Source organism: Burkholderia sp. 572, assembly GCF_040545135.1.
Taxonomy (GTDB): Bacteria; Pseudomonadota; Gammaproteobacteria; order Burkholderiales; family Burkholderiaceae; genus Burkholderia; species Burkholderia cepacia.
Genome location: NZ_JBEPLH010000016.1, coordinates 1 through 22,051, shown reverse-complemented (window position 1 = coordinate 22,051; position 22,051 = coordinate 1). Strand labels below are relative to the sequence as shown.

Here is a 22,051-nt window from a genome sequence, read left to right as displayed (position 1 = left end):
CGGCGTGCCTGCGAAACGCCGTCGGTGGATATTACTCGCCGGCATGCACGCCGACAACGCAAACAAAATGGCCGCGTTCGAGCAACGTCGCGTGCTTCGTCGACTTGCTCAGTTCTTCTACATACCAGGAGATCGGCAAGACGGGATCACGCTACGATCCGTCCCAAATACTGAGAGAATTGGCGGGATGGTGAGCAGCAAACAGAAGCGGTTCCGGCATGCACGGGAAGGCAAGAGGAAGCATGCGGGGCGTGCCGCTCGACCCGACACGCCCCGCACGTTACACACGTTACGCACCGTTCAGCCGGCGCGCTCGACCGGATGCGGTTCGCGCAGCCGGTTCGCGATCCGCGCGGCCTCGTAGTAGCCGGCCGCCGGCGGGCGCTTCAGGTAGCGGCCCGCACCGCGCACCGCGCGCAATTCGCCGTCGGCCCACGCGACCGCGCCGCGCGTGAGCGTATGCGTCGCGACGCCCTGCACCGTCATCCCCTCGAACACGTTGAAGTCGACCTGCTGATGATGGGTCTTCACCGAGATCGTCTTCGTCGCGGCAGGGTCCCACACGACGAGGTCCGCATCGGCGCCCACCTGCACGGCGCCCTTGCGCGGATACAGGTTGAAGATCTGCGCGGCGTTCGTCGACGTGATCCGCACGAACTCGTTCGGCGTGATGCGGCCGTGATTCACGCCGTGATGCCACAGCACCGACATGCGATCCTCGACACCGCCGCAGCCGTTCGGAATCTTCGTGAAATCGTCGCGGCCCATCGCCTTCTGCGACGCGCAGAACACGCAGTGGTCGGTCGCCGTCGTATGCAGTTGCCCCGCCTGCAGCCCGCGCCACAGCGCCTCGCGATGCTCGGCCGAGCGGAACGGCGGGCTCATCACGTGCGCGGCCGCGCGCGTCCAGTCCGGATCGCGATAAACGGCCTCGTCGATCACCAGGTGCCCCGGCAGCACCTCACCGAACACGCGCAGCCCTTCGCTGCGCGCGCGCGTGATCGCATCCACCGCGTCCTTCGCGGAGACGTGCACGATGTACACGGGCACACCGAGCACCTGCGCGATGCGGATCGCGCGGTTCGCGGCCTCGCCCTCGACCTCCGGCGGCCGCGACAGCGGATGCGCCTCCGGTCCCGTCATCCCGCGCGCGAGCAGCGCCTTCTGCAGCTGGAACACGAGCTCGCCGTTCTCGGCGTGCACGGTCGGCAGCGCGCCGAGTTCGAGCGAACGCGAGAAGCTGTTCACGAGCACCTCGTCGTCGGCCATGATCGCGTTCTTGTACGCCATGAAGTGCTTGAAACTCGACACGCCGTGCTCGCGCACGAGCGTACCCATGTCGCGATGCACGCTCTCGTCCCACCACGTCACGGCCACGTGGAAGCCGTAGTCGGCCGCCGCCTTTTCCGCCCAGCCGCGCCATTCGCGGAACGCGTCCATCAGCGGCTGCTTCGGGCTCGGGATCACGAAGTCGATGATGCTCGTCGTGCCGCCGGCGAGCCCGGCGGCCGTGCCCGAGTAGAAATCGTCGCTCGCGGTCGTGCCCATGAACGGCAGTTCCATGTGCGTATGCGGATCGATGCCGCCCGGCATCACGTACTGGTCGTGCGCGTCGACGACGCTCGCGCCGGCCGGCGCGTCGATCTGCTCGGCGATCTGGAGGATCGTGCCGCCGTCTTCAGGGTCCGCGCACAGAACGTCGGCGCGATAGGAGCGGTCCGCATCGACCACGGTGCCGCCGCGAATCAGGATTGCCATGGGGTTGCCTCCTCGTTGACTGTCGGGTGCCGCATCGCACGCATCAAGCGCATCGCGCGTGTCATGCGCTCGCGATCTGCGCGCGCTGTCCGGCGCGCCACTTCATCCAGGTGCCGTACACGCCCGACGCCAGCACGAGGCCGACGAACCACGCGTACGTGTAAAGCGTGTTGAAGAACACCGGCACGTTCGGGAACGACGCCGGAAATGCCGTGTGCAGGAAGCCGGGCAGGTTCGGCAGCACGCCGACCGCGAGCGCGGCCAGCGCGGCCGGGTTCCAGCCGCGCGCGTAGCTGAAGCCGCCGCGTTCGTCGAACAGCGCGCGCGTGTCGAGCCGCGTGCCGCGAATCAGGAAGTAGTCGACCATCATGATCCCCGCCACGGGCCCGAGCAGCGCCGAATAGCCGACGAGCCAGGTGAAGATGTAGCCGTCCGTCGTCGCGAGGATCTTCCACGGCATCATCACGATCGCGATGGTCGCGGTGATCATCCCGCCGGTGCGGTACGAGATCGCCTTCGGCCACAGGCTCGAGAAATCGTAGGCCGGGCCGACGAGATTCGCGGCGAGGTTGCAGCACATCGTGTCGAGCGTGAGGATCACGAGCGCGATGCCCACGCCGATGCCCGTCATCCGGCTCGTCAGGTCGATCGGGTCCCAGATCGCGTTGCCGTAGATCACGACGGTCGCGGACGTCACGACGACCGACACCACCGACAGCAGCGCCATCGGCAACGGCAGCCCGATCGACTGGCCGATCACCTGGTCGCGCTGCGAATGCGCGAAGCGCGTGAAATCGGGGATGTTCAGCGCGAGCGTCGCCCAGAAGCCGACCATCGCGGTCAGGCCCGGCCAGAAGGTCGCCCAGAACAGCCCGGCCTTCTTGCCGCCCGCCGCGAACTGCGACGGCGCCGACAGCATCGTGCCGAAGCCGCCCGCCTTCGACGTCGCCCACCACACGAGCGCCACGCACATCACGACCTTGATCGGCGCGGACCAGCTCTCGAGCCATCGGATCGAATCGGTGCCGTGCCAGATGAAGTAGAGCTGCAGCGCCCAGAACACGAGAAAGCACACGAGCTGCCCGAACCCGATGCCGATAACCGGCAGCGCGGCGCCGTGCAGCGCGTTGCCGGTCAGGATGTTCAGCAGCGTATAGATCGCACTGCCGCCGAGCCAGGTCTGGATCCCGTACCAGCCGCACGCGACGATCGCGCGCAACAGCGCCGGCAGCTTCGCGCCCTGCGTGCCGAACGACGCGCGCACGAGCACCGCGTATGGAATCCCGTGCTTCGCGCCCGCATGACCGATCAGCAGCATCGGCACGAGCACGATCAGGTTGCCGAGCAACACGGTCGCCACGGCCTGCCACGGCGACATGCCTTCCTGGATCAGCCCCGCCGCAAGCATGTACGACGCAATGTTCATCACCATCCCGACCCAGAGCGCCGCGAAGTGATACCACTTCCACGTGCGCTGCGCCGGCGTCGTCGGCGCGAGGTCGTCGTTGTACAGGCTGCCGCCCTGCGCCGCGGCGCCATCGGGATCGGCGGGATTCGCTGCGTGATTCATCGAACGCACTCCACGAAAACGTCGGCGCCGGCACCATGCGATGCCGGCCCGGGTGGAACGAAAAGCGGCGATGCGGGGCTCTCCCGCGCCGCCGGACGCCGGTCAGGCAGCCTTCTTCGCGTGCTTCTCGGGTGCCGCCCCCGCACCTGCACTCGCCCCCGCGTCCGCGCTCGCCGGATTGTTCGGATGCGTGGTCCAGTTCGCGTAGTCGCCCGAATCGACACGCTCCATCGTGATGCACTGCTCGACCGGACACACATGCATGCAAAGATTGCACCCGACGCATTCCGAGTCCACCACTTCGAAGTGACGCACGCCGTCCTTCGTCGCCGTGATCGCCTGGTGCGACGTGTCCTCGCACGCGATATGGCACAGCCCGCACTGGATGCAGCGATCCTGGTCGATGCGCGCCTTGATGTCGTACTTCAGGTTCAGGTATTTCCAGTCGGTCACGTTCGGCACCGCGCGGCCGCGGATATCGTCGAGCGTCGCGTAACCCTTCTCGTCCATCCAGTTCGACAGGCCGTCGGCGAGGTCCGACACGATCCGGAATCCATAATGCATCGCCGCGGTGCACACCTGCACGCTGCCGGCGCCGAGCACCATGAACTCGGCGGCGTCGCGCCACGACGAGATGCCGCCGATGCCGGAGATCGGCAGGTTCGGCGTTTCCGGGTCGCGCGCGATCTCCGCGACCATGTTCAACGCGATCGGCTTCACCGCCGGGCCGCAATAGCCGCCGTGCGTGCCCTTGCCGTCCACGGTCGGCATCGGCGCCATGTGGTCGAGATCGACCGCAACGATCGAGTTGATCGTGTTGATCAGCGACACGCCGTCCGCGCCGCCCTTGTACGCGGCGCGCGACCCCATCCGGATATCGCTGATGTTCGGCGTGAGCTTCACGAGGCACGGCAGCTTCGTGCCTTCCTTCACCCAGCGCGTGACCATCTCCACGTATTCGGGCACCTGCCCGACCGCCGCCCCCATTCCGCGCTCGCTCATCCCGTGCGGACAGCCGAAGTTCAGCTCGACCGCGTCGGCGCCCGTATCCTCGACGAGCGGCAAGATCCATTTCCAGTCCCGCTCGTTGCACGGCACCATCAGCGACACGATCAGCGCGCGTTCCGGCCAGTCGCGCTTCACCTGCGCGATCTCTCTCAGGTTCACGTCGAGCGGACGGTCGGTGATCAGCTCGATGTTGTTCAGCCCAGCGATGCGCTGGCCGTTCCACTGCACGGCGCCGTAGCGCGAACTGACGTTGACGACGTGCGGATCGAGCCCGAGCGTCTTCCACACGACACCGCCCCAGCCCGCCTCGAACGCGCGGTTCACGTTGTAGGCCTTGTCGGTCGGCGGCGCGGACGCCAGCCAGAAGGGATTCGGCGAAGTGATGCCCGCGATGGTGCAGCGAAGGTCGGCCATGTTCGGCTCCGTGAGAGTGGGGTCGTGTTCGTTGTGCTCGTGGTGGTATGTGATGCGCGCGGTGCGCTCACGCGGCCTTCGCGTCGCGTTGCGCGAGCGCCGCGTCGATCGACGCGGCCGCGCGCTTGCCGTCCTGCACGGCCTGCACCGTGAGGTCGATGCCGCCCGTCGCCGCGCAGTCGCCGCCGGCCCACACGTCGGGCCATGCGGTGCGCCCGTCCGCATCCACCGCGATACGCGTGGCGTCCGCGGTCAGCAGCGCGGCTGCGCCATCGTCCGGCACCAGCGTCTGGCCGATCGCCTTCAGCACCATGTCCGCTTCGACGGTGAAACGCTCGCCCGATGCCGCCTCGAACTCGACACCCGTCACCTGCCCGTTCACGCCCGCCATGCGCACGGGTTTCGCGTGCGTGACGAGCGTGACGCCGCTCTTCTGCGCGAATTCGCGCTCGGCCCACGTCGCGCTCATCGCGTCCACGCCACGCCGGTACACCATCGTCACGCGATCGGCGCCGAGCTTGCGGCTTTGCACCGCCGCATCGATGGCCGTATTGCCGCCGCCGATCACGACCACGCGCCGCCCGACCGGCACGTTCTCCAGCGCGTCGGCCTGCCGTACCTGCTCGATGAAGTCGACTGCGTTCATCACGCCGTCCAGTTGTTCGCCGTCAATCGCGAGCGCGCGCACGCCGGCGAGGCCCATCGCGAGAAACACCGCGTCGTGTTGCTCGCGCAGCGCGTCCAGCGTGACGTCGCGGCCAAGCGCGACGCCAGTCTGCAGCGTGATGCCGCCCACCGACAGCAGCCACTCGACTTCACGTTGCGCGAAATCGTCGACGGTCTTGTACGCGGCGATCCCGTACTCGTTGAGACCGCCGGCCTTCGGGCGTGCGTCGAACAGCGTGACGCGATGCCCGGCGAGCGCGAGCCGGTGCGCACACGCGAGCCCAGCCGGCCCCGCACCGACCACCGCGACGTGGCGGCCCGTGTCGGGCGCGCGCGTGAAGCGCACCGCGCCGGTCGCCATCGCCCAGTCGGTCGCATGCCGCTGCAGCGCGCCGATCGCAACGGGCTGCGCATCCTGGTGGTTGCGCACGCATGCGCCTTCGCACAGGATCTCGGTCGGGCACACGCGTGCGCACATCCCGCCGAGCGGATTCGCCGACAGGATGTCGGTCGCGGCGCCCTTCAGGTTGCCGTTGCCGATTTTGCGGATGAAGCTCGGGATGTCGATCTGCGTCGGGCAGGCCTGCACGCACGGTGCGTCGTAGCAGTAGTGGCAGCGGCTGGCGGCGGCCGCTGCCGCGGTCGGATCGAGCAGCGGCGCGATATCGGCGAATTCGCACGAGAGTTGCGTGGACGACAGGCGATGCGCGGCGATATCGCCGGTTGGCTTGGTGGTCATACGCGTTCCTTCGACTGGGTGGAGACAAAGCCGTCCCCGCCGGCTGCGAATGCACAGTCGGGGCGGTCATCATTATCAGGAATGCTACAGTCAGGCGGTACGCAGCCTGCCGGCTGCTACGATCCTTGCGTCATGAAGCCGGCTCGCATGCGCGCGACAGCATCGCGTGCAGCAGCACGTTCGCGCCGGCCTCGATCCATGCAGGCGTCGCGTCCTCGATCTCGTTGTGGCTGATCCCGTCGACACACGGCACGAACACCATCGACGTCGGCGCGACCTGGGCGAGATAACACGCATCGTGCCCCGCGCCCGATACGATGTCGCGATGCGAGTAGCCGAAGCGGTCGGCCGCACCGCGCACCGCTTCCACGCATGCGGAGTCGAACGCGACCGGCTTGTAATAGAAAATCTGCTCGAGCTGGGTCTCGAGCCCGATGTCGGCCGCGATGCGCGCCACACCGTCGCGCAATGCAGCATCCATCTTCGCGAGCACCGCGTCGTCCGGATGACGGAAATCGACGGTGAAGAACACGCGTCCGGGAATCACGTTGCGCGAGTTCGGGTAGACCTGCATCATGCCGACCGTCGCGCAGCCGAACGGCGCATGATCGAGGCCGATCCGGTTGACCAGATCGACCACGCGCGACGCACCGAGCAACGCATCGCGCCGGCGCGGCATCGGCGTCGGCCCCGCATGCGCTTCCTGGCCGGTGAACGTGATCTCGTACCAGCGCTGCCCCTGCGCGTCGGTCACGACGCCGATCGTCTTGCACTCCGCTTCGAGTATCGGCCCCTGCTCGATATGCAGTTCGAACGCCGCGTGCAGCTTGCGCGCGCCGCACGGCACGTCGCCCGCGTAGCCGATGCGCGCCAGTTCCTCGCCGATCGTCTTGCCGTCCACGTCCTTGCGCGACAGCCCGTATTCGAGCGGGAAGACGCCCGCGAATACGCCGGATGCGACCATCGCGGGCGCGAAGCGCGAGCCTTCCTCGTTGGTCCAGATCACGACCTCGACCGGATGCTCGGTCTCGATGCCGTGATCGTTGAGACTGCGAATCACCTCGAGGCCGCCGAGCACGCCGTAGATGCCGTCGAAGCGGCCGCCCGTCGGCTGCGAATCCGCGTGCGAGCCGGTAACGACCGGCGCCGCATCGGCCACGCGGCCCGCGCGGCGCATGAACACGTTGCCCATCGTATCGACCGTCACCGTGCAGCCGGCGGCCTTCGCCCAGCCGACGATCAGGTCGCGGCCGGCCTTGTCGAGATCGGTCAGCGCGAGGCGGCACACGCCGCCCTTCGGCGTCGCGCCGATCTTCGCGACTTCCATCAGGCTGTCCCACAACCGCTTGCCGTCGACCTTGATCGACGTGTCGAAAGCTGTCCGCTTCACTGTTTCCGATACCGCGTTCATTCGTATCGCTCCTGTGGGGTCGGTGATGTCGTCAGCCCGGTCTGTGCCGGTGCGTGCAATACCTGTTTCGGGGCAATCCCGCCCATGCACGGTGCATGTCCCAGTCGTGCGCGAAGTTCGTCCGACGAATCGCCGGAACTGCCTTCCGCCGCTCGTCGAATCCTGTCCGATTGGACAGGTTTTAGACGATCAAAATGACCAAAGCAATGTCTTTCTTTCGTGGATCGATAGAGCGAGAAACGTGCCATCGCAACGCAGCATCGCTGCGGATGCGCCGTTTCCGCATGTGTGCGTTCGACGCGGATCAGCGGCTAGAATGAAGCCCAACGCGGCATGCCCGCCGCGCGAGGGTAACGATGAGACATGACGAGGCGACAGCCGAAGCGACCGACAGCGACGAAACGTCCGCGCCTTTGCGGCGACGCAAGGCACACATCCGCGAGTCCAACGAAGCGCATCTGCTCGCGTGTGCGGAGGCCGTGTTCGCGGAGCGCGGGCTCGACGGCGCAAGCACCGCGATGATCGCGGAGCGCGCGGGCTTGCCGAAAGCCAACCTGCATTACTACTTCCCGACGAAGCTCGCGCTATACCGCCGCGTGCTCGACGACCTGTTCGAGGACTGGCATCGCGCGGCCGGCACGTTCGAGGCCGGCGACGATCCAGTGGAAGCGATCGGCGGCTACGTGCGCGCGAAGATGGATCTGTCGCGACGGCGCCCGCTCGGCTCGAAGGTCTGGGCCAACGAGATCATCCATGGCGCGGAGCACATGCAGGACATCCTGTCGCAACGCGTGAAGCCGTGGTTCGACACGCGCGTGAAGGTGATCGACGGCTGGATCGCACGCGGGCTGCTCGCGCCGATCGACGCGCACGCGCTGATGTACCTGATCTGGGCGACCACGCAGCACTACGCGGATTTCGATGCGCAGATCCGCGCGCTGAGCGGCAAGCGTGCGTTCACGCAGAAGGCGTTCGACGAGCAGACCGAGCAGGTCGTGCAGCTCGTGATTCGTGCGTGCGGGGCGGTATCGCCGCACGCGAAGGCGTAGGGCAACGCGAATCGCCATTCACTGAAAACGAAGCGGGCGAAGGTCGACGCGCAGAGAGGCCTGCGCGATGCCCTTCGCCCGTAGCGCGATACGGTCAGCGTGCCGTATCGCGCGTGTGCGTCGTTACGTTTGTACTACGCGTCAAGCAACGCGCTCGATCGCGATGGCCGTCGCCTCGCCACCGCCGATGCACAGCGATGCGATGCCGCGCTTCAGGCCATACGTCTCGAGCGCGGCCAGCAGCGTCACCATCACGCGCGCACCCGACGCACCGATCGGATGGCCGAGCGCGCACGCGCCGCCGTGCACGTTGACCTTCTCGTGCGGCAGGTCGAGATCGCGCATCGCGGCCATCGGTACCACCGCGAACGCTTCGTTGATCTCGAACATGTCGACGTCGCGCAGGTTCCAGCCGGTTTTCTCCGACAGCTTGCGCAGTGCGCCGATCGGCGCGGTCGCGAACAGGCCCGGTTTGTCCGCGTAGGTCGAATGCCCGACGATCACGGCCTTCGGCGTGAGGCCCAGGCGCTCGGCTTCCGAGCGGCGCATCATCACGAGCGCGGCCGCGCCGTCCGAGATCGACGACGCATTGGCGGCCGTCACCGTGCCGCCGTCGCGGAAGGCCGGCTTCAGCGTCGGGATCTTGTCGAGTTTCGCCTTGCCCGGCTGTTCGTCGATCGACACGACGGTTTCGGACTTGCCGGCCTTCACGGTCACCGGCGCGATCTCCGACACGAAATGCCCTTCGGCGATCGCGCGTTGCGCGCGCGTCAGCGACGCGATCGCGAACGCATCCTGTGCGTCGCGCGTGAACTGGTACGCCTGCGCACAATCCTCCGCGAACGTGCCCATCAGGCGGCCCTTCTCGTACGCGTCCTCGAGCCCGTCGAGGAACATGTGGTCGAGCACCTGCCCGTGACCCATCCTCATCCCCGCGCGCGCCTTCGGCAGCAGGTACGGCGCGTTCGTCATGCTCTCCATCCCGCCCGCGACGGCGACACCCGCCGAGCCCGCCAGCAACAGGTCGTGCGCGAACATCGCGGCCTTCATCCCCGAGCCGCACATCTTGTTGACCGTGGTCGCGCCTGCCCCGAGCGGCAGTCCGGCCTTCAGCGCGGCCTGCCGGGCCGGTGCCTGGCCCTGGCCCGCCGGCAGCACGCAGCCGAACACGATTTCATCGATACGCTCGGCCGGCACGTTCGCGCGCTCGAGCGCCGCGCGAATCGCCACCGCGCCGAGATCGCTCGCGCTGGCCGCCGCCAGGTCGCCCTGAAAACCACCCATCGGCGTACGCGCCGTGCCAACGATTACGATCGGATCCTGAGTCGTCATGATTCGCTTCCTCCAGTGTCAGCGCGGTGCCATGCGCAACGCGCCATCGAGACGGATGACTTCGCCGTTCAGCATCGTGTTTTCGGCGATGTGGCGCACCAGCGCCGCAAATTCTTCCGGGCGGCCGAGCCGCGGCGGGAACGGCACGCTCTTGCCGAGCGCGTCCTGCACGTCCTGCGGCATGCCGGCCATCATCGGCGTCGCGAAGATGCCCGGCGCGACCGTCACCACGCGAATGCCGAACCGCGCGAGCTCGCGCGCGATCGGCAGCGTCATGCCCACGACGCCGCTCTTCGAAGCCGCATACGCGGCCTGCCCGATCTGCCCGTCGAACGCCGCGACCGATGCGGTGTTGACGATCACGCCGCGCTCGCCTTCCGCATTGGCGTCCTGCTTCGACATCGCTTCGGCGGCCAGCCGGATCATGTTGAACGTACCGACCAGATTGATCGACACCGCGCGCGCGAAGCGGTCGAGCGAATGCGGACCATCGCGGCCCACCACCTTCTCGCCCGGCGCGACGCCCGCGCAGTTGACGAGCGCGTCGATGCGGCCGAACGCGTCACGCGCGGCGGCGATGGCCGCCTGGCCGTCGGCTTCGCTCGTCACGTCGGTCTTCACGAAGCGTGCAGCCTCGCCGAGCGCGTGCGCGAGGCCCGCACCGGCCTCTTCGTTGACGTCCAGCAGCACGGCCTTGCCGCCTTCCGCGACCACCATGCGCGCCACCGCGGCGCCGAGGCCCGACCCGGCGCCCGTGATCAGAAAAACGCGATCCTTGATATCCATTCGCAATCCGTACAGTGTGTGTTCAGGGTTGAGCGACCTTGTCGGCTTCCATCTTGCGCAACACGAAGCGCTGGATCTTGCCGCTCGGGGTTTTGGGCAGCGCGTCGACGAATTCGATCGCGCGGGGATAAGCGTGAGCGGACAGCCGCCGCTTCACGTGCTGGCTCAGTTCCTCGGCCAGTGCCGGCGTGCCGTCGAAGTCGTTCGACAGCACGACGAACGCCTTGACGATCTCCGTGCGCTCCGCATCGGGCACGCCGATGACGGCGGCCTCGCTCACGGCCGGATGCTCGATCAGCGCGCTTTCCACATCGAACGGGCCGATCCGGTAGCCGGACGACGTGATCACGTCGTCCGCGCGGCCGATGAAGCTCACGGTGCCGTCCGGCTCGAGCTCGACGTTGTCGCCGGTCCGGTAATAGCCGCCCGCGATCGCCGGCGTGTCCTGCTGCCAGTAGCCGTGGAACCACAGCAGCGGCGAGCGCGCGATGTCGATTGCGAGGTTGCCGGGCTCGCCGGGGCCGAGTTCGCGGCTCGCTTCGTCGAGCACCGCGACGCGGTAGCCGGGCATCGCGAAGCCGGCCGAACCGGCGTGGACGGCATGCGCGAGGCCGTGGTGGTTGTTCACGACCATCCCGAGTTCAGTCTGGCCGTAGTGATCGTAGATCGGCGCGCCGAGCGCCGCGTCGAACCAGCGCACGACTTCCGGATTCAGCGGCTCGCCCGCACTGCTGACCACGCGCAGCTTGCCCTTCAGCCGCGCCGCCGCTTCCGTCCCGGCCGCCATCAGCATCCGGAACGCAGTCGGCGAGCCGGCGAGGCTCGTGATCCCGAGCCGTTCGATCACGTCGTACGTGCTGTCGACCGTGAAGCTGCCCTCATAGAGCGTCGTCGCGTGGCCGAGCATCAGCGGGCCCGTGATCGCGTAATAGAGCCCATATGCCCAGCCCGGATCGGCGATGTTCCAGAACCGGTCGCCCGCACGCAGGTCGACCGCTTCGCGCATGTACGCGCCGAACGCGAGCAGCGCGCGCAGCGGCACCGGCACGCCCTTCGGCAAACCCGTCGTGCCCGACGTCGACATCATCATGAACAGGTCGGACCCCTTGCGCAGCACCGGTTCGAACGAGTCGGACCGCGCATCGAGCGCCGCACGGAAATCGATGTCGTTTTCCGGCAGCGTCTCGCCCGGCTCGCGCACCGTCGCAACGGTCGGGCAAGCGGCGATCTCGTCGAGCTTCGCGCGATTCGCGACGTTGGTCACGACCAGGCGCGCGTCGCTCATGCGCAGCCGGTGCTCGATCGCCTTCGGGCCGAACGCGGTGAACAGCGGCTGGTAGACGGCGCCCGCGCGCCACGTGCCGAGGATCGTCGCGACGAGTTCGGGCGTGCGCGGCAACAGGCCCGCCACCACGTCGCCCGGCTTCACGCCCTGCGCGACCAGCAGGTTCGCGACGCGTGCCGACAGCGCCTTCATCTGCGCAAACGTGTAGCGGCGGTGCTGCCCGCCGGCGTCGATCCAGTCGAGCGCGATCGCGTCCGCGGAGGCGTGCCGGTCGCAGCATTCCACGCACGCGTTCAGGCCGCGCTCCAGGTCGCCGTGCAATTGCTGCGCGGCGGTCTCGATACTGAATCGGGCCACGGCGTCGGCGTAGGCCGGCACCGCCCGGGCGGTAGCTCCATCAGGCATGCGTGTCTCCTGTGCGTTATGGCCCCCGGCGAGCCAGGGGCGCGACGGGGATAGCTCGATAGTAGACAGCCCCCACATTGCAATCAATGACAAACGGAATCTAGAATCGTGATCGCTTTTGCCATGTCGGGAGGATGCAGGAAAATGGGGCCGCAGATGATTTCGCCGGATTTCGTCGACGACGCGCTCGCGTGCCTGCGCCGGCAACGCATTGCGACGGCGCCCGTGCTGCGCGCCGCCGGCCTGCCGGCCGCCGTGCGCGAGCCCGTCACGCCGCAGCAGTACGGCAGGCTGTGGCTCGCGATCGCCGGCGCCCTCGACGACGAATTCTTCGGGCTCGCCGCGCGCCCGATGCGGCACGGCAGCTTCACGCTGCTCTGCCACGCGGTGCTGCACGCCGGCACGCTCGACAAGGCGCTGCGGCGCGCGCTGCAGTTCCTGCGCGTGGTGCTGGACGAGCCGCACGGCGAGCTCGTCGTGGCCGACGGGCAGGCGCAGATCGTGCTGACGCAGACGGGCGCGCCCTACCCGGCGTTCGCGTACCGGACGTTCTGGCTGATCCTCCTGGGCGTCGCATGCTGGCTGATCGGCCGGCGCATCCCGCTGCAACGCATCGACTTCGCGTGCCCGAGCCCCGACCAGCGCAGCGACTATCACCAGTTCTTCGGCGTGCCCGTGCATTTCGACCGGCCCGACAGCCGGCTCGCATTCAACGCCGCCTACCTCGCGCTGCCGACGATCCGCTCCGAGCAGGCGCTGAAGACCTTCCTGCGCGGCGCGCCCGGCAACCTGCTCGTGCGCTACCGGCACGATACGGGCTGGGTCGCGAAAACGCGCGCGCAGCTGAAGATGCTGCCGGCCGCCGAGTGGCCCGACTTCGATACGCTGGCCGTGCGCGTCGGCACGACGCCCGCGACGCTGCGGCGGCGTCTGCGCAGCGAAGGGCAAAGCTTCGCGGCAATCAAGGACGAGTTGCGCGGCGCGCTCGCCCAGTCGCTGCTGCGCGGGCACACGCTCAGCGTCGCGGAGATCGCGGTCGAGCTCGGCTTCACCGAGCCGAGCGCGTTTCATCGCGCGTTCCGGAAATGGACGGGCACGAGCCCCGGCGCGTTCCGTCGGGACGTGCATGCGGCCGAGGCGGAACCGGGAAGTGCGAGCGGATGACGCGGCAGGCGGTCGTCGACAGGCGTGCTGGGCCGACATGGAAACGCTCACTCGACGCTGATACGATGCGACCTGCCGGCTGCCGTTCGTTGTCGATGGTTGTCGGCAAGCGACGGCGAAGACACGACCCACCACTACCGCTCCCGCTCCTATGCAAGCCACCGACTTTTCCGACACTGAACTGGCTGAACTGCGCGCGCACGGCATCGTGCTGTTTGCCGACCGCGTGATCTTCGACGCTCAGCCACCGATGCCGGCCGACCAGATCGCGGCCGTGCAGGCCCGCTGTCACGGCGACCTTCCGCCCGCACTACTCGAGCTGTGGCGCACGACGGCCGGCGGCAGCCTCGACTACGACCTGACGCTGGAGATGAACGGACACATCGAAGCCATCAGCTGGGGGGAGCTGTTCTACAACGGCAGCAACGGCTACCGCGACCTGGAAGGCTGGATCGACCACGAACTCGAACTGGCCGAGGAAGCCGCCGACGAGCATTCACGCCCGTGGAGCGGCAGGCTCGACGTGTTGCCGTTCGGCGGATTCGAGTACTGCGACCGCATCTACATCGTGACGGACCCCGATGCGAAGGATCGCGGCCACGTGCTCGCGTGGAAACAGGGGCTGCCGCCCGCGTGGCGCGGCGCGATGCACGAGGACGGCCTCGCGACGGTCGCGCCGGACCTGTACGCGGCATTCGGCGCCCTGCAGCTCAATGCGGGCCCGCTGGAACCCGGCAACGAAAACGGCACCGGCGCGACGTTGCTCGACTATATCGACGAACGCCAGGCCGAGCATGGCCTGTCGGCATCGCTGGGAGACAAGGTCATCGCGTTCTATCGCCGGGCCGTGATCGACTGGCGCACACCGCTCGCCGACGGCACGCTCGCCGCCCAACCGGCGCTCGCGCGCCACGCGTTGCGACATGCGATCGACCACGACGACGCAGCGCTCACCGTGCAACTGGTACCGCTCATCGCGAATCTCGGCGCGGCACTCGCCGGCAGTTCGAACCCGGCCGACTATGCGCTGCGGCGACAGAAATTTGCTGCCGCGAGCGCATTGCTCGAATCCGGCGCACCGGTCGCGCCGGATTCGCTGGAGTCCGTGTCCGGCATGGTGCCGCCCGCACTGATTCGCGCGCTGTTCGACGCCGGCGTGCAGCCGGATGCCGACGCGATGGCGCGCTGCGTCGCCGCCGGCGGCACCGACAGCGCGCGCCTGATCGGCGCCGCACTGTCGGCCCAAGGCGCCGATGCGGCGTCTGCCTGCCGTTCGGCGATCGCGACGCTGCTGCACGAACTCGAGACCGACATCGCCCGGGTCCGCGCCGGCAAGCTCCACCACCATCTCGGCCTCGACGGGCTCGAAGCCCACGCCGAGCGCCTGCGGACATTCAGGCCGTGACGTGACGCGCACTCAGCGGGAAACGCCGTCGACGCTTACGGCGATATCCCGCAGCGGCCGCGAGAACAGTTTGCAGCCTGCGTAGTAGACGAGCGACGTCAGCGACAAGCCGACGATCCACGACACGTCCGCACCGCCGAGCCGGCTCGCCAGTTCGCCGGTATAGAGATCGGTCGCCATGAACGGCGCCTGCGCGACGATGCCGATGAAATACGAGCCGACGGCGATCGTGTTGAAGCGTCCGTAGATGCCGCCGTCCTGCCGGAAGAACGAATCGACGTCGTACTCGCCGTGACAGACGAGGTAGTAGTCGACGAGGTTGATCGCGGTCCACGGCACGAGCACGTACAGCAGCAGCAGGATGAAGTTCGTGTAGCCGGCGAGGAAATTGTCCTGCCCGAACAACGCGATCGCGAGCGCAATCGCGCACAGGACGATCGCGGTGATCGCCCGCGCACGCGCCTTGCCCGACCACGACGGAAAGAGCGTCTGCAGCACCGTGATGGCCGACAGCGCGCCGCAATACAGCTCCATCGCATTGCTGGCCGCGATGCCGAACGACAGCACGACGATCACGAGTACGCTGATCCCTTGCGTGAGGCCCGTGAGGCCGCTCACGACATTGCCTTCGGGCGTCGCAAGGCCCACCAGGCAGCCGAGCAGCATCGGGAAGAACGAGCCGAGCACGCAGCCCCAGTAACTCGACCAGAACGCCGTGCGCGGCCCGGTATCGGGCGGCAGATAGCGTGAATAGTCCGACACGTAAGGCGCATAAGCGATCTGCCACAGCGCGGCGACCGACATCGCGCCCAGGAAGCCGGACAGGTTCAGCGAATGCTTCGAGAAGGTATCGACGGGCAATCCATGCACGAAAATGATCCAGACGAACGCCAGCACGAGTACGCTGCCCGAGCACCAGCTCAGCATTCGCGCATACGCGTGGATCAGCTTGTAGCCATAGATCGATCCGAGCAGGCTGATCAGGCCGATCGCCACGACGCCCGCATCGAGCGGAATACCGGCGTCCAGGCTGTGCAGCGCCTGCCCGCCGAACACGCAGTTCGATGCGAAGAAGCCGACGTACATCACGACGACCAGCGCGACCACCAGCAGCGCACCGAACGACCCGAACTGCCCGCGGGTCTGGATCATCTGCGGCACGCCAAGCTGCGGCCCCTGCGCGGAATGCAGCGCCATGAAGACCGCGCCGATCAGGCTGCCGACGAGCGTGGCGAGCGCCCCCCACCAGAACGGCTGCTTGAACACCGTGGTCGCGAGCGATCCGGTGACGATCGTCAGCATCATGATGTTCGATCCGAACCAGATCGTGAACAGGTCCTTCGCGCTGCCATGGCGCTCGGTCAGCGGAATCGGCTGGATGGTGCTTTCCTCGAGATGAGCAATGGACTCGCCCTGACTCATTTCGTCTCCTTGTTTATGTTGTGGTGTTCGCGGGTTCGGCGGCTGGAGGGTGGCCCGGAATGCCAGGTGCACGTGAAGCGCGGGTTCTGCGACGAACTCATCATTCTTATTCGCATTCCTGATCAATAGGCGGTCGATAGCGCATCGCTTTACATGACTGCCGCCTGCGGCACTCCATTCTCAACGCGTCGGCCAGCCGCTCCTGTGGATGCGCGAATCCGGCCCGCCTCCGGAGCGGAACCCGTGGTTCAGTGCGCTTCCGCCCGTCTGTTGCCGGACGGAAGCGCGTCGCTCGACGGTCAGCAGTCGATGCCGAGCACTTCCCGCGCGGTGGCATCCACGGCCTTGCGCATCGTGTCGACCAGTTCATCGATTTGCGCGTGATCGATCACCAGCGGCGGCGCAACGATCAGGCGGCCATTCGTCGAACGCACGATCGCACCGAGTTCGAACCCGACCGTCCGGCTGTGCCAGGTCAGGTCCGCCTCGTTCGCAAAGCGCTCGCGCGTCGCCTTGTTCTTCGCGAACTGGATCGCGCCGACCGCGCCCGCGCCCTGGATCTCGCCGACGAGCGGATGGCCGTCGAACGCATCGCGCAGCGCCTTCTGCAGATACGGCCCCGTGTCGGTCTTCGTCCGTTCGACGAGGCCTTCGCGCTCGAGCACGTCGAGGTTGGCCAGCGCGACGGCGGCCGCGACCGGGTGCCCCGAATAGGTCAGCCCGTGCGCATAGACGCCGCCCTTGTCGACCAGCGCATCGCCCACGCGCCGGCTCATGATCAGCCCGCCCATCGGCACGTAGCCCGAGGTCAGCCCCTTGGCCACGCAGATCAGGTCAGGTTCGAAGCCGAAGTGGCGGTGCGCGAACCACTCGCCGGTACGGCCGAAGCCGCCGATCACTTCGTCCGCGCAGAGCAGCACGTCGTATTGACGGCAGATGCGCTCGATCTCCTGCCAGTAGCCGTCCGGCGGAAAGATCATCCCGCCCGCCCCCTGGAACGGCTCAGCGACGAACGCGGCGACACGGTCCGCGCCGATCTCGAGAATCTTGCGCTCGAGCGACAGCGCCGCCTGTTTGCCGAATGCCTCGGGGCTCAGGTCGGCGCCATTCGCATACCAGTACGGTTCGTCCACGTGCGCGATGTTCGGAATCGGCAGGTCGCCCATTTCGTGCATGAATGCCATGCCGCCCAGCGACGCGCTGCCCACCGTCGACCCGTGATAGCCGTTCACGCGGCCGATCAGCACCTTCTTCGCGGGCTTGCCCATCACGTCCCAGAACCGCCGTACGGTGCGAATCAGCACCTCATTCGATTCCGAACCCGAATTGGTATACACCACGTGACTGAAGCGATTGCCGAGCAGCGCGAACAGACGTTCCGACAGTTCGATCACCGAGGGGTGCGTGGTGTGAAAGAACATGTTGTAGTAGGACAGTTCCTTCATCTGCCGCGCGGCGGCGTCGATCAGCTCCGGCCGACCATAGCCGACGTTGGTGCACCAGAGCCCGGACATGCCGTCCAGGTAGCGGTTGCCGTCGTTGTCCCATAGATGGACACCTTCGCCGCGTACCATCACGCGCGCGCCTTCCTCGTTCAGCGCCTTCTGGTCGACGAACGCATGCAGGTGATGCGCGGCGTCGCTGCGTTGATAGTTCTGCGTCGTACGATGCGGAAAGTTGGGCGCGTTCATGGGCAAGTCTCCGGTTCGTTGTGTGGATAAATGCGTTGTCGTGTAGCGCGGCGCGGCCGCTTGCGGCCCGCCGCGTCGAATCAGTAACTGATCCAGGTCGTCTTGAGGCCCGTGTACTTGTCGATCGCATGCAGCGAAAGATCGCGACCGAAGCCGGACTGGCGGAACCCGCCGAACGGCGTCTGCGCGCTCAACGCATCGACCGTGTTGACGGACACCGTGCCGGCGCGCAGCCGGCCCGACACACGGTGTGCGCGTGACAGGCTGCCGGTCCAGACCGACGCGGCAAGGCCATAGATCGAGTCGTTCGCGAGCCGGATGGCCTCGTCCTCGGTGTCGAATGCCATCACCGACAACACCGGCCCGAAGATCTCCTCGCGCGCGATGGCGTCGTCAGGCTTCACGTCGATGAAGATCGTCGGCTCGATGAAGTAGCCCTTGCCGTCGACACGCGGCGCGCCTCCGCCGATCGCGAGCGTCGCGCTGTCGCGGCCGCGTGCGATCCACTCGCGCACGCGCCGATGCTGCTGCTCGTCGACGATGGCCCCCATGCCGCTCGCCGGATCGAGCGGATCGCCCGGCATGAACGCAGCGGCATGCGCAATCAGGCGGTCGACGAACGCATCGTGAATCGAACGCTGGACCAGCAGCCGCGAGTTCGCGGAACACACCTCGCCCTGGTTGAAGAAGATGCCGAAGCAGGCCTTGCGTGCGGCAAGATCGAGATCGTCCGTATCGTCGAAGACCAGGTTCGGGCTCTTGCCGCCGCACTCGAGCCACACCTGCTTCATGTTCGACTGTGCGGCGTACTCGAGGAATTTCTTGCCGACGGCCGTCGAGCCCGTGAATGCGAGCACGTCGACGTCGGGATGCAGCCCGAGCGCCCGCCCCGCGGTTTCGCCATAGCCCGGCACGACGTTCAGCACACCCGGCGGCAGGCCGGCCTCGAGCGCCAGCTCGGCGAGACGCAATGCGGACAGCGGCGATTGTTCCGCCGGCTTCAGCACGACGCTGTTGCCGGCCGCCAGCGCCGGCGCCACTTTCCACGCGACCATGTCGAGCGGGAAATTCCACGGCACCACCGCACCGACGACGCCGAGCGGTTCGCGCGTGACGACCGCGAGGTTGCCGGGGTCGGTCGACGCAACTTCGCCGTGCAACTTGTCGACAGCTTCACCGTACCAGCTGAACAGCCCTCCTGCGGCCGGCACGTCGATGCTGAACGCGTCCGCCACGCGCTTGCCCATGTTGAGCGAGTCGAGCAGTGCGAGCTCCGCACCGTGCGATGCGATGAGCTCGCCGAGCCGGCAGAGCACACGCTTGCGCTCCGCCGGTGCGCAGCGCGACCAGACGCCGGATTCGAACGCGTGACGCGCGGCACGCACCGCATCGTCGACGTCCGCGGTATCGCACGACGCAACTTCCGCGATGACGGCCTCGGTAGCCGGATTGATTGCGGCAAACGTCCGGCCGCTTCGGGCCGGCACGCTGCGGCCACCGATATGCGCGAGCGTTCTCGGCTCGACTTGCGCCGCGAGACGTCTCCAGTCCGCGTGCTGATGGTTTTCTGCTGAAGTTGGGTTCATTCAAGACTCCGTTTTGACGACCAGGCGTTTGTGCGTTGTTCTTCGCCTGAACTCGACCCGACGAAAGACGCCAGCGGGCGCAACCGATGCTCATGACCGCAGTGAATCGCCGCAGTCGTCCGGTCGACAAACTGTCGATCATCAAAAAGCGATTTGAAAGAACAGTTTTTCTTCTCATTGAAGAGGTTATTTCTATTCATCCTGCGTGCGTGCAGTGGGTTTTCCTGCCATGGCACGATCCCGGTGCCGTTTGTTTGCGTGCGACCTCATCGGCTTTCCGGTGCGATGCAACGCGACACCCGATGCGACGCCTGGCCAGCACGACATTGCGCCGCGGCCCGTCCGACCACATACTGGTCGGACGGTGCGAACAAGGATGCATTCGATGGGGAATGTCGATCAGGGTGCCGCTTCGATCTTCGGCGTCGTCGGAACGGCCGTGTCGTTGCTGGCGGCAATCCCGTACGCGCTCGCGATCTACCGGCGCACCGTTCGTCCGCATCTGTTCACATGGCTCGTGTGGTCGGTCGTCACGGCGATCGCGGCTGCCGGCCAGTTCGTCGCGGGTGCCGGGCCGTCCGCGTGGTGCACGGCGGCGATTGCGGTGACATGCTTTCTGACGCTGGTCGCCAGCGTGTTTCGCGGCGAACGCGGCTGGACGCGCGTCGACTGGTTTTTCCTGGTCGCGGCCCTGTCGGCCATTCCGCTTTGGATACTGACTGACGATCCGACGATCTCGGTCTGTCTGGTGACGCTGATCGAACTTGCCGGCCTCGGCCCGACCGTCCGCAAGACGATCCGCGATCCGTGGAGCGAGAGCCTCGCGTATTTCGCGCTGTGCGTGCTCAAGTACGCACTGGCACTGCTGGCATTGAGCACGTGGGGTATCGCGGTCGCGTTCTATCCGGCTGTCAACATCGTTGCGTCGATCGGCATCTGCGTGGTGATGCTGGTCCGGCGTCAATCGTTGTCGGCCACGCGGTAAGCGGTATCCGTCGGTGCGGTATGTTGCCTGCTGTTGAGGCTCGTCGATATGAGCGGAACCACAAACCTTCAGAGACGATACGAGGCCCGGAAATGGATGCAATCCGTACAGTCATCGAACCCAGCGAAGCCGCGCTTCGCGCCGCAATGCTGGCCAACGATGTCGAAGCACTCGAAGCGTTGCTGGACGACGACCTGGTGTTCACCGTTCCGACCGGCCAGGTCATCTCGAAGGAAGACGACCTGGCCGCGCATCGCGAGAATCTGCTGCGTCTCGACAAGCTCGAGGTGCAAGAAACGCGCGCCTGCGCGATCGGCGAGATGATCCTGACCACAACGAAGGCGACGCTCGCCGGCCATTTCGACGGCACGGCGTTCGACGGCGTGTTTGCCTATACTCGGCTGTGGCGTCGATCGGATGCCGGCTGGCGCATCGTCGCCGGACACGCATCGCAGGTCATGTAGTCGCGTCGAGCTCGCCTCCCTTCGAGTCGGCAAGCTGCGAATCCGGAGTTGTTTGAGTCGATGCGAGCCAGACGATACCTCGACGAAGGTGTCGACCATGACAGGAGACGAAATGCACAAACCATTTACCGTACGCGCTGCCCGTACCGCGGACGCGGGCGAACTCACGCGTCTGGCTCGCATTTCGAAGGCACACTGGGGCTATCCGAAGGACTGGCTCGACTTGTGGCAGAGCGATCTCACAATTGCACCGGAAACGATTGATGGGTCGATCGGTTACGTCGCGGAATCCGCGGAGGCAATCATCGGGTTCTGGGTCAGGGCGTCGTCGGAATCCGATCGCCCGACACCCGGATGGCTGTTCGTCCATCCCGACCACATGGGCCGGGGTATCGCCCGTGCGCTGTGGGAAGCGGTCCGCAAAGAAAGCGCTTCAAGAGGGATCAGGAGCTTTGTGATCGAAGCCGATCCCAATGCGGTTCCGTTCTATCTGACGATCGGGGCTGAAAAAATCGGTGAAAAGGAATCAAGCATCGTCCCGGGCAGGTTCTTTCCAATCTTGCGGATCACGATCTGACTCGTGAGGCAGCAGGAAGCGGTATGACTCACCATGCCGCACTCGGGAGAATCGTGCCGGCGGCGGTTGTGGAAGAGGTTCCAAGGGGCATGGAGTGTAATGGGGAAGGCGTCGGGAGCGCAGAGCTACCGATCGCTCGACGCATTCTGCGCCCGGTTGCAGCCAGGCCACCGATCCCGATCACTCGCGCATTTCCGTCGCTGGAATGCAAAAACCCCCGCCTTTCGGGCGGGGGTTTCTGGCTTAGGGAGCCTGACGATTACCTACTTTCACACGGGAATCCGCACTATCATCGGCGTAGAGTCGTTTCACGGTCCTGTTCGGGATGGGAAGG

17 protein-coding genes and 1 rRNA gene are annotated in these 22,051 nt (G+C 66.7%); 6 read left to right on the top strand and 12 right to left on the bottom strand.

Going from position 1 to position 22,051, the window contains the following annotated elements; translation table 11 throughout:
- Window positions 1-300 precede the first annotated feature (300 nt).
- The 5 genes from hydA to ABIC51_RS27465 all read right to left on the bottom strand — a co-directional run bounded on the left by hydA (window position 301) and on the right by ABIC51_RS27465 (window position 7,566).
- On the bottom strand, window positions 301-1,758 hold the full coding sequence (gene hydA / locus ABIC51_RS27485; protein ID WP_146254559.1) for a dihydropyrimidinase: 1,458 nt from the start codon (window positions 1,756-1,758) through the stop codon (window positions 301-303).
- Window positions 1,759-1,819: 61 nt separating this feature from the next.
- Window positions 1,820-3,328: an NCS1 family nucleobase:cation symporter-1 gene (locus ABIC51_RS27480; protein WP_175901538.1), complete on the bottom strand. Its 1,509-nt coding sequence runs from the start codon at window positions 3,326-3,328 to the stop codon at window positions 1,820-1,822.
- Window positions 3,329-3,430: 102 nt separating this feature from the next.
- Complete coding sequence (gene preA, locus ABIC51_RS27475) at window positions 3,431-4,750, bottom strand: NAD-dependent dihydropyrimidine dehydrogenase subunit PreA (RefSeq protein WP_027792246.1); 1,320 nt, start codon at window positions 4,748-4,750, stop codon at window positions 3,431-3,433.
- A 67-nt stretch (window positions 4,751-4,817) separates the two neighbouring features.
- Entirely contained in the window at window positions 4,818-6,155 is a 1,338-nt protein-coding gene (locus tag ABIC51_RS27470; protein WP_226129532.1) for an NAD(P)-dependent oxidoreductase, read from the bottom strand.
- Between the two features lie 130 nt (window positions 6,156-6,285).
- A complete protein-coding gene (locus ABIC51_RS27465; protein ID WP_175901540.1) occupies window positions 6,286-7,566 on the bottom strand; it encodes a Zn-dependent hydrolase in 1,281 nt (426 codons plus the stop codon).
- Between the two features lie 356 nt (window positions 7,567-7,922).
- On the opposite strand from ABIC51_RS27465, the gene ABIC51_RS27460 reads away from it, so the two are divergent.
- Window positions 7,923-8,615, top strand: a complete 693-nt coding sequence (locus tag ABIC51_RS27460; protein ID WP_027792244.1) for a TetR/AcrR family transcriptional regulator — start codon at window positions 7,923-7,925, stop codon at window positions 8,613-8,615.
- A gap of 141 nt (window positions 8,616-8,756) precedes the next feature.
- On the opposite strand, the gene ABIC51_RS27455 is transcribed toward ABIC51_RS27460, so the two are convergent.
- The 3 genes from ABIC51_RS27455 to ABIC51_RS27445 are packed head-to-tail and all read right to left on the bottom strand — an operon-like array spanning window position 8,757 to window position 12,423.
- Window positions 8,757-9,947 carry an acetyl-CoA C-acetyltransferase gene (locus tag ABIC51_RS27455; RefSeq protein ID WP_175901542.1) on the bottom strand — a complete coding sequence of 397 codons (1,191 nt, stop codon included), beginning with the start codon at window positions 9,945-9,947 and terminating at the stop codon, window positions 8,757-8,759.
- Window positions 9,948-9,965: 18 nt separating this feature from the next.
- Complete coding sequence (locus tag ABIC51_RS27450) at window positions 9,966-10,733, bottom strand: 3-hydroxyacyl-CoA dehydrogenase (protein ID WP_124839707.1); 768 nt, start codon at window positions 10,731-10,733, stop codon at window positions 9,966-9,968.
- A 22-nt stretch (window positions 10,734-10,755) separates the two neighbouring features.
- Window positions 10,756-12,423 carry an acyl-CoA synthetase gene (locus ABIC51_RS27445; RefSeq protein WP_175901544.1) on the bottom strand — a complete coding sequence of 556 codons (1,668 nt, stop codon included), beginning with the start codon at window positions 12,421-12,423 and terminating at the stop codon, window positions 10,756-10,758.
- Between the two features lie 144 nt (window positions 12,424-12,567).
- Between ABIC51_RS27445 and ABIC51_RS27440 the strand changes: the two genes are divergently transcribed.
- A complete protein-coding gene (locus ABIC51_RS27440; RefSeq protein WP_060172591.1) occupies window positions 12,568-13,587 on the top strand; it encodes an AraC family transcriptional regulator in 1,020 nt (339 codons plus the stop codon).
- Between the two features lie 151 nt (window positions 13,588-13,738).
- Window positions 13,739-14,992, top strand: a complete 1,254-nt coding sequence (locus tag ABIC51_RS27435; RefSeq protein ID WP_027792239.1) for an SMI1/KNR4 family protein — start codon at window positions 13,739-13,741, stop codon at window positions 14,990-14,992.
- Window positions 14,993-15,004: 12 nt separating this feature from the next.
- Here the strand turns inward: ABIC51_RS27435 and ABIC51_RS27430 are convergent, their stop codons facing one another.
- The 3 genes from ABIC51_RS27430 to ABIC51_RS27420 form a co-directional block, all read right to left on the bottom strand.
- Complete coding sequence (locus tag ABIC51_RS27430; RefSeq protein WP_175901547.1) at window positions 15,005-16,414, bottom strand: purine-cytosine permease family protein; 1,410 nt, start codon at window positions 16,412-16,414, stop codon at window positions 15,005-15,007.
- A gap of 299 nt (window positions 16,415-16,713) precedes the next feature.
- Window positions 16,714-18,105 (bottom strand): aspartate aminotransferase family protein, encoded by a 1,392-nt coding sequence (locus tag ABIC51_RS27425; protein ID WP_175901548.1) that lies wholly within the window; start codon window positions 18,103-18,105, stop codon window positions 16,714-16,716.
- An 80-nt stretch (window positions 18,106-18,185) separates the two neighbouring features.
- Window positions 18,186-19,691: an aldehyde dehydrogenase gene (locus ABIC51_RS27420; RefSeq protein ID WP_027792236.1), complete on the bottom strand. Its 1,506-nt coding sequence runs from the start codon at window positions 19,689-19,691 to the stop codon at window positions 18,186-18,188.
- 385 nt (window positions 19,692-20,076) lie between these two features.
- Here ABIC51_RS27420 and ABIC51_RS27415 point away from each other — a divergent pair, with 385 nt between their 5' ends.
- From ABIC51_RS27415 to ABIC51_RS27405, 3 genes are all read left to right on the top strand, one after another.
- Window positions 20,077-20,676 carry a hypothetical protein gene (locus ABIC51_RS27415; RefSeq protein ID WP_027792235.1) on the top strand — a complete coding sequence of 200 codons (600 nt, stop codon included), beginning with the start codon at window positions 20,077-20,079 and terminating at the stop codon, window positions 20,674-20,676.
- A gap of 92 nt (window positions 20,677-20,768) precedes the next feature.
- Complete coding sequence (locus tag ABIC51_RS27410) at window positions 20,769-21,140, top strand: nuclear transport factor 2 family protein (protein ID WP_027792234.1); 372 nt, start codon at window positions 20,769-20,771, stop codon at window positions 21,138-21,140.
- Between the two features lie 97 nt (window positions 21,141-21,237).
- On the top strand, window positions 21,238-21,717 hold the full coding sequence (locus ABIC51_RS27405) for a GNAT family N-acetyltransferase (RefSeq protein WP_034196202.1): 480 nt from the start codon (window positions 21,238-21,240) through the stop codon (window positions 21,715-21,717).
- Window positions 21,718-21,967: 250 nt separating this feature from the next.
- Here the strand turns inward: ABIC51_RS27405 and rrf are convergent.
- A 5S ribosomal RNA gene (gene rrf, locus ABIC51_RS40880) occupies window positions 21,968-22,051 on the bottom strand; the annotation flags it as partial.

Coding starts and splice junctions, on each gene's coding strand:
- ABIC51_RS27440 (WP_060172591.1), top strand. CDS start 12,568: ATGGGGCCGCAGATGATTTCGCCGGATTTCGTCGACGACGCGCTCGCG.
- ABIC51_RS27415 (WP_027792235.1), top strand. CDS start 20,077: ATGGGGAATGTCGATCAGGGTGCCGCTTCGATCTTCGGCGTCGTCGGA.
- ABIC51_RS27465 (WP_175901540.1), bottom strand. CDS start 7,566: ATGAACGCGGTATCGGAAACAGTGAAGCGGACAGCTTTCGACACGTCG.
- preA (WP_027792246.1), bottom strand. CDS start 4,750: ATGGCCGACCTTCGCTGCACCATCGCGGGCATCACTTCGCCGAATCCC.
- hydA (WP_146254559.1), bottom strand. CDS start 1,758: ATGGCAATCCTGATTCGCGGCGGCACCGTGGTCGATGCGGACCGCTCC.
- ABIC51_RS27410 (WP_027792234.1), top strand. CDS start 20,769: ATGGATGCAATCCGTACAGTCATCGAACCCAGCGAAGCCGCGCTTCGC.
- ABIC51_RS27460 (WP_027792244.1), top strand. CDS start 7,923: ATGAGACATGACGAGGCGACAGCCGAAGCGACCGACAGCGACGAAACG.
- ABIC51_RS27420 (WP_027792236.1), bottom strand. CDS start 19,691: ATGAACCCAACTTCAGCAGAAAACCATCAGCACGCGGACTGGAGACGT.
- ABIC51_RS27405 (WP_034196202.1), top strand. CDS start 21,238: ATGACAGGAGACGAAATGCACAAACCATTTACCGTACGCGCTGCCCGT.
- ABIC51_RS27430 (WP_175901547.1), bottom strand. CDS start 16,414: ATGAGTCAGGGCGAGTCCATTGCTCATCTCGAGGAAAGCACCATCCAG.
- ABIC51_RS27470 (WP_226129532.1), bottom strand. CDS start 6,155: ATGACCACCAAGCCAACCGGCGATATCGCCGCGCATCGCCTGTCGTCC.
- ABIC51_RS27445 (WP_175901544.1), bottom strand. CDS start 12,423: ATGCCTGATGGAGCTACCGCCCGGGCGGTGCCGGCCTACGCCGACGCC.
- ABIC51_RS27455 (WP_175901542.1), bottom strand. CDS start 9,947: ATGACGACTCAGGATCCGATCGTAATCGTTGGCACGGCGCGTACGCCG.
- ABIC51_RS27425 (WP_175901548.1), bottom strand. CDS start 18,105: ATGAACGCGCCCAACTTTCCGCATCGTACGACGCAGAACTATCAACGC.
- ABIC51_RS27450 (WP_124839707.1), bottom strand. CDS start 10,733: ATGGATATCAAGGATCGCGTTTTTCTGATCACGGGCGCCGGGTCGGGC.
- ABIC51_RS27480 (WP_175901538.1), bottom strand. CDS start 3,328: ATGAATCACGCAGCGAATCCCGCCGATCCCGATGGCGCCGCGGCGCAG.
- ABIC51_RS27435 (WP_027792239.1), top strand. CDS start 13,739: ATGCAAGCCACCGACTTTTCCGACACTGAACTGGCTGAACTGCGCGCG.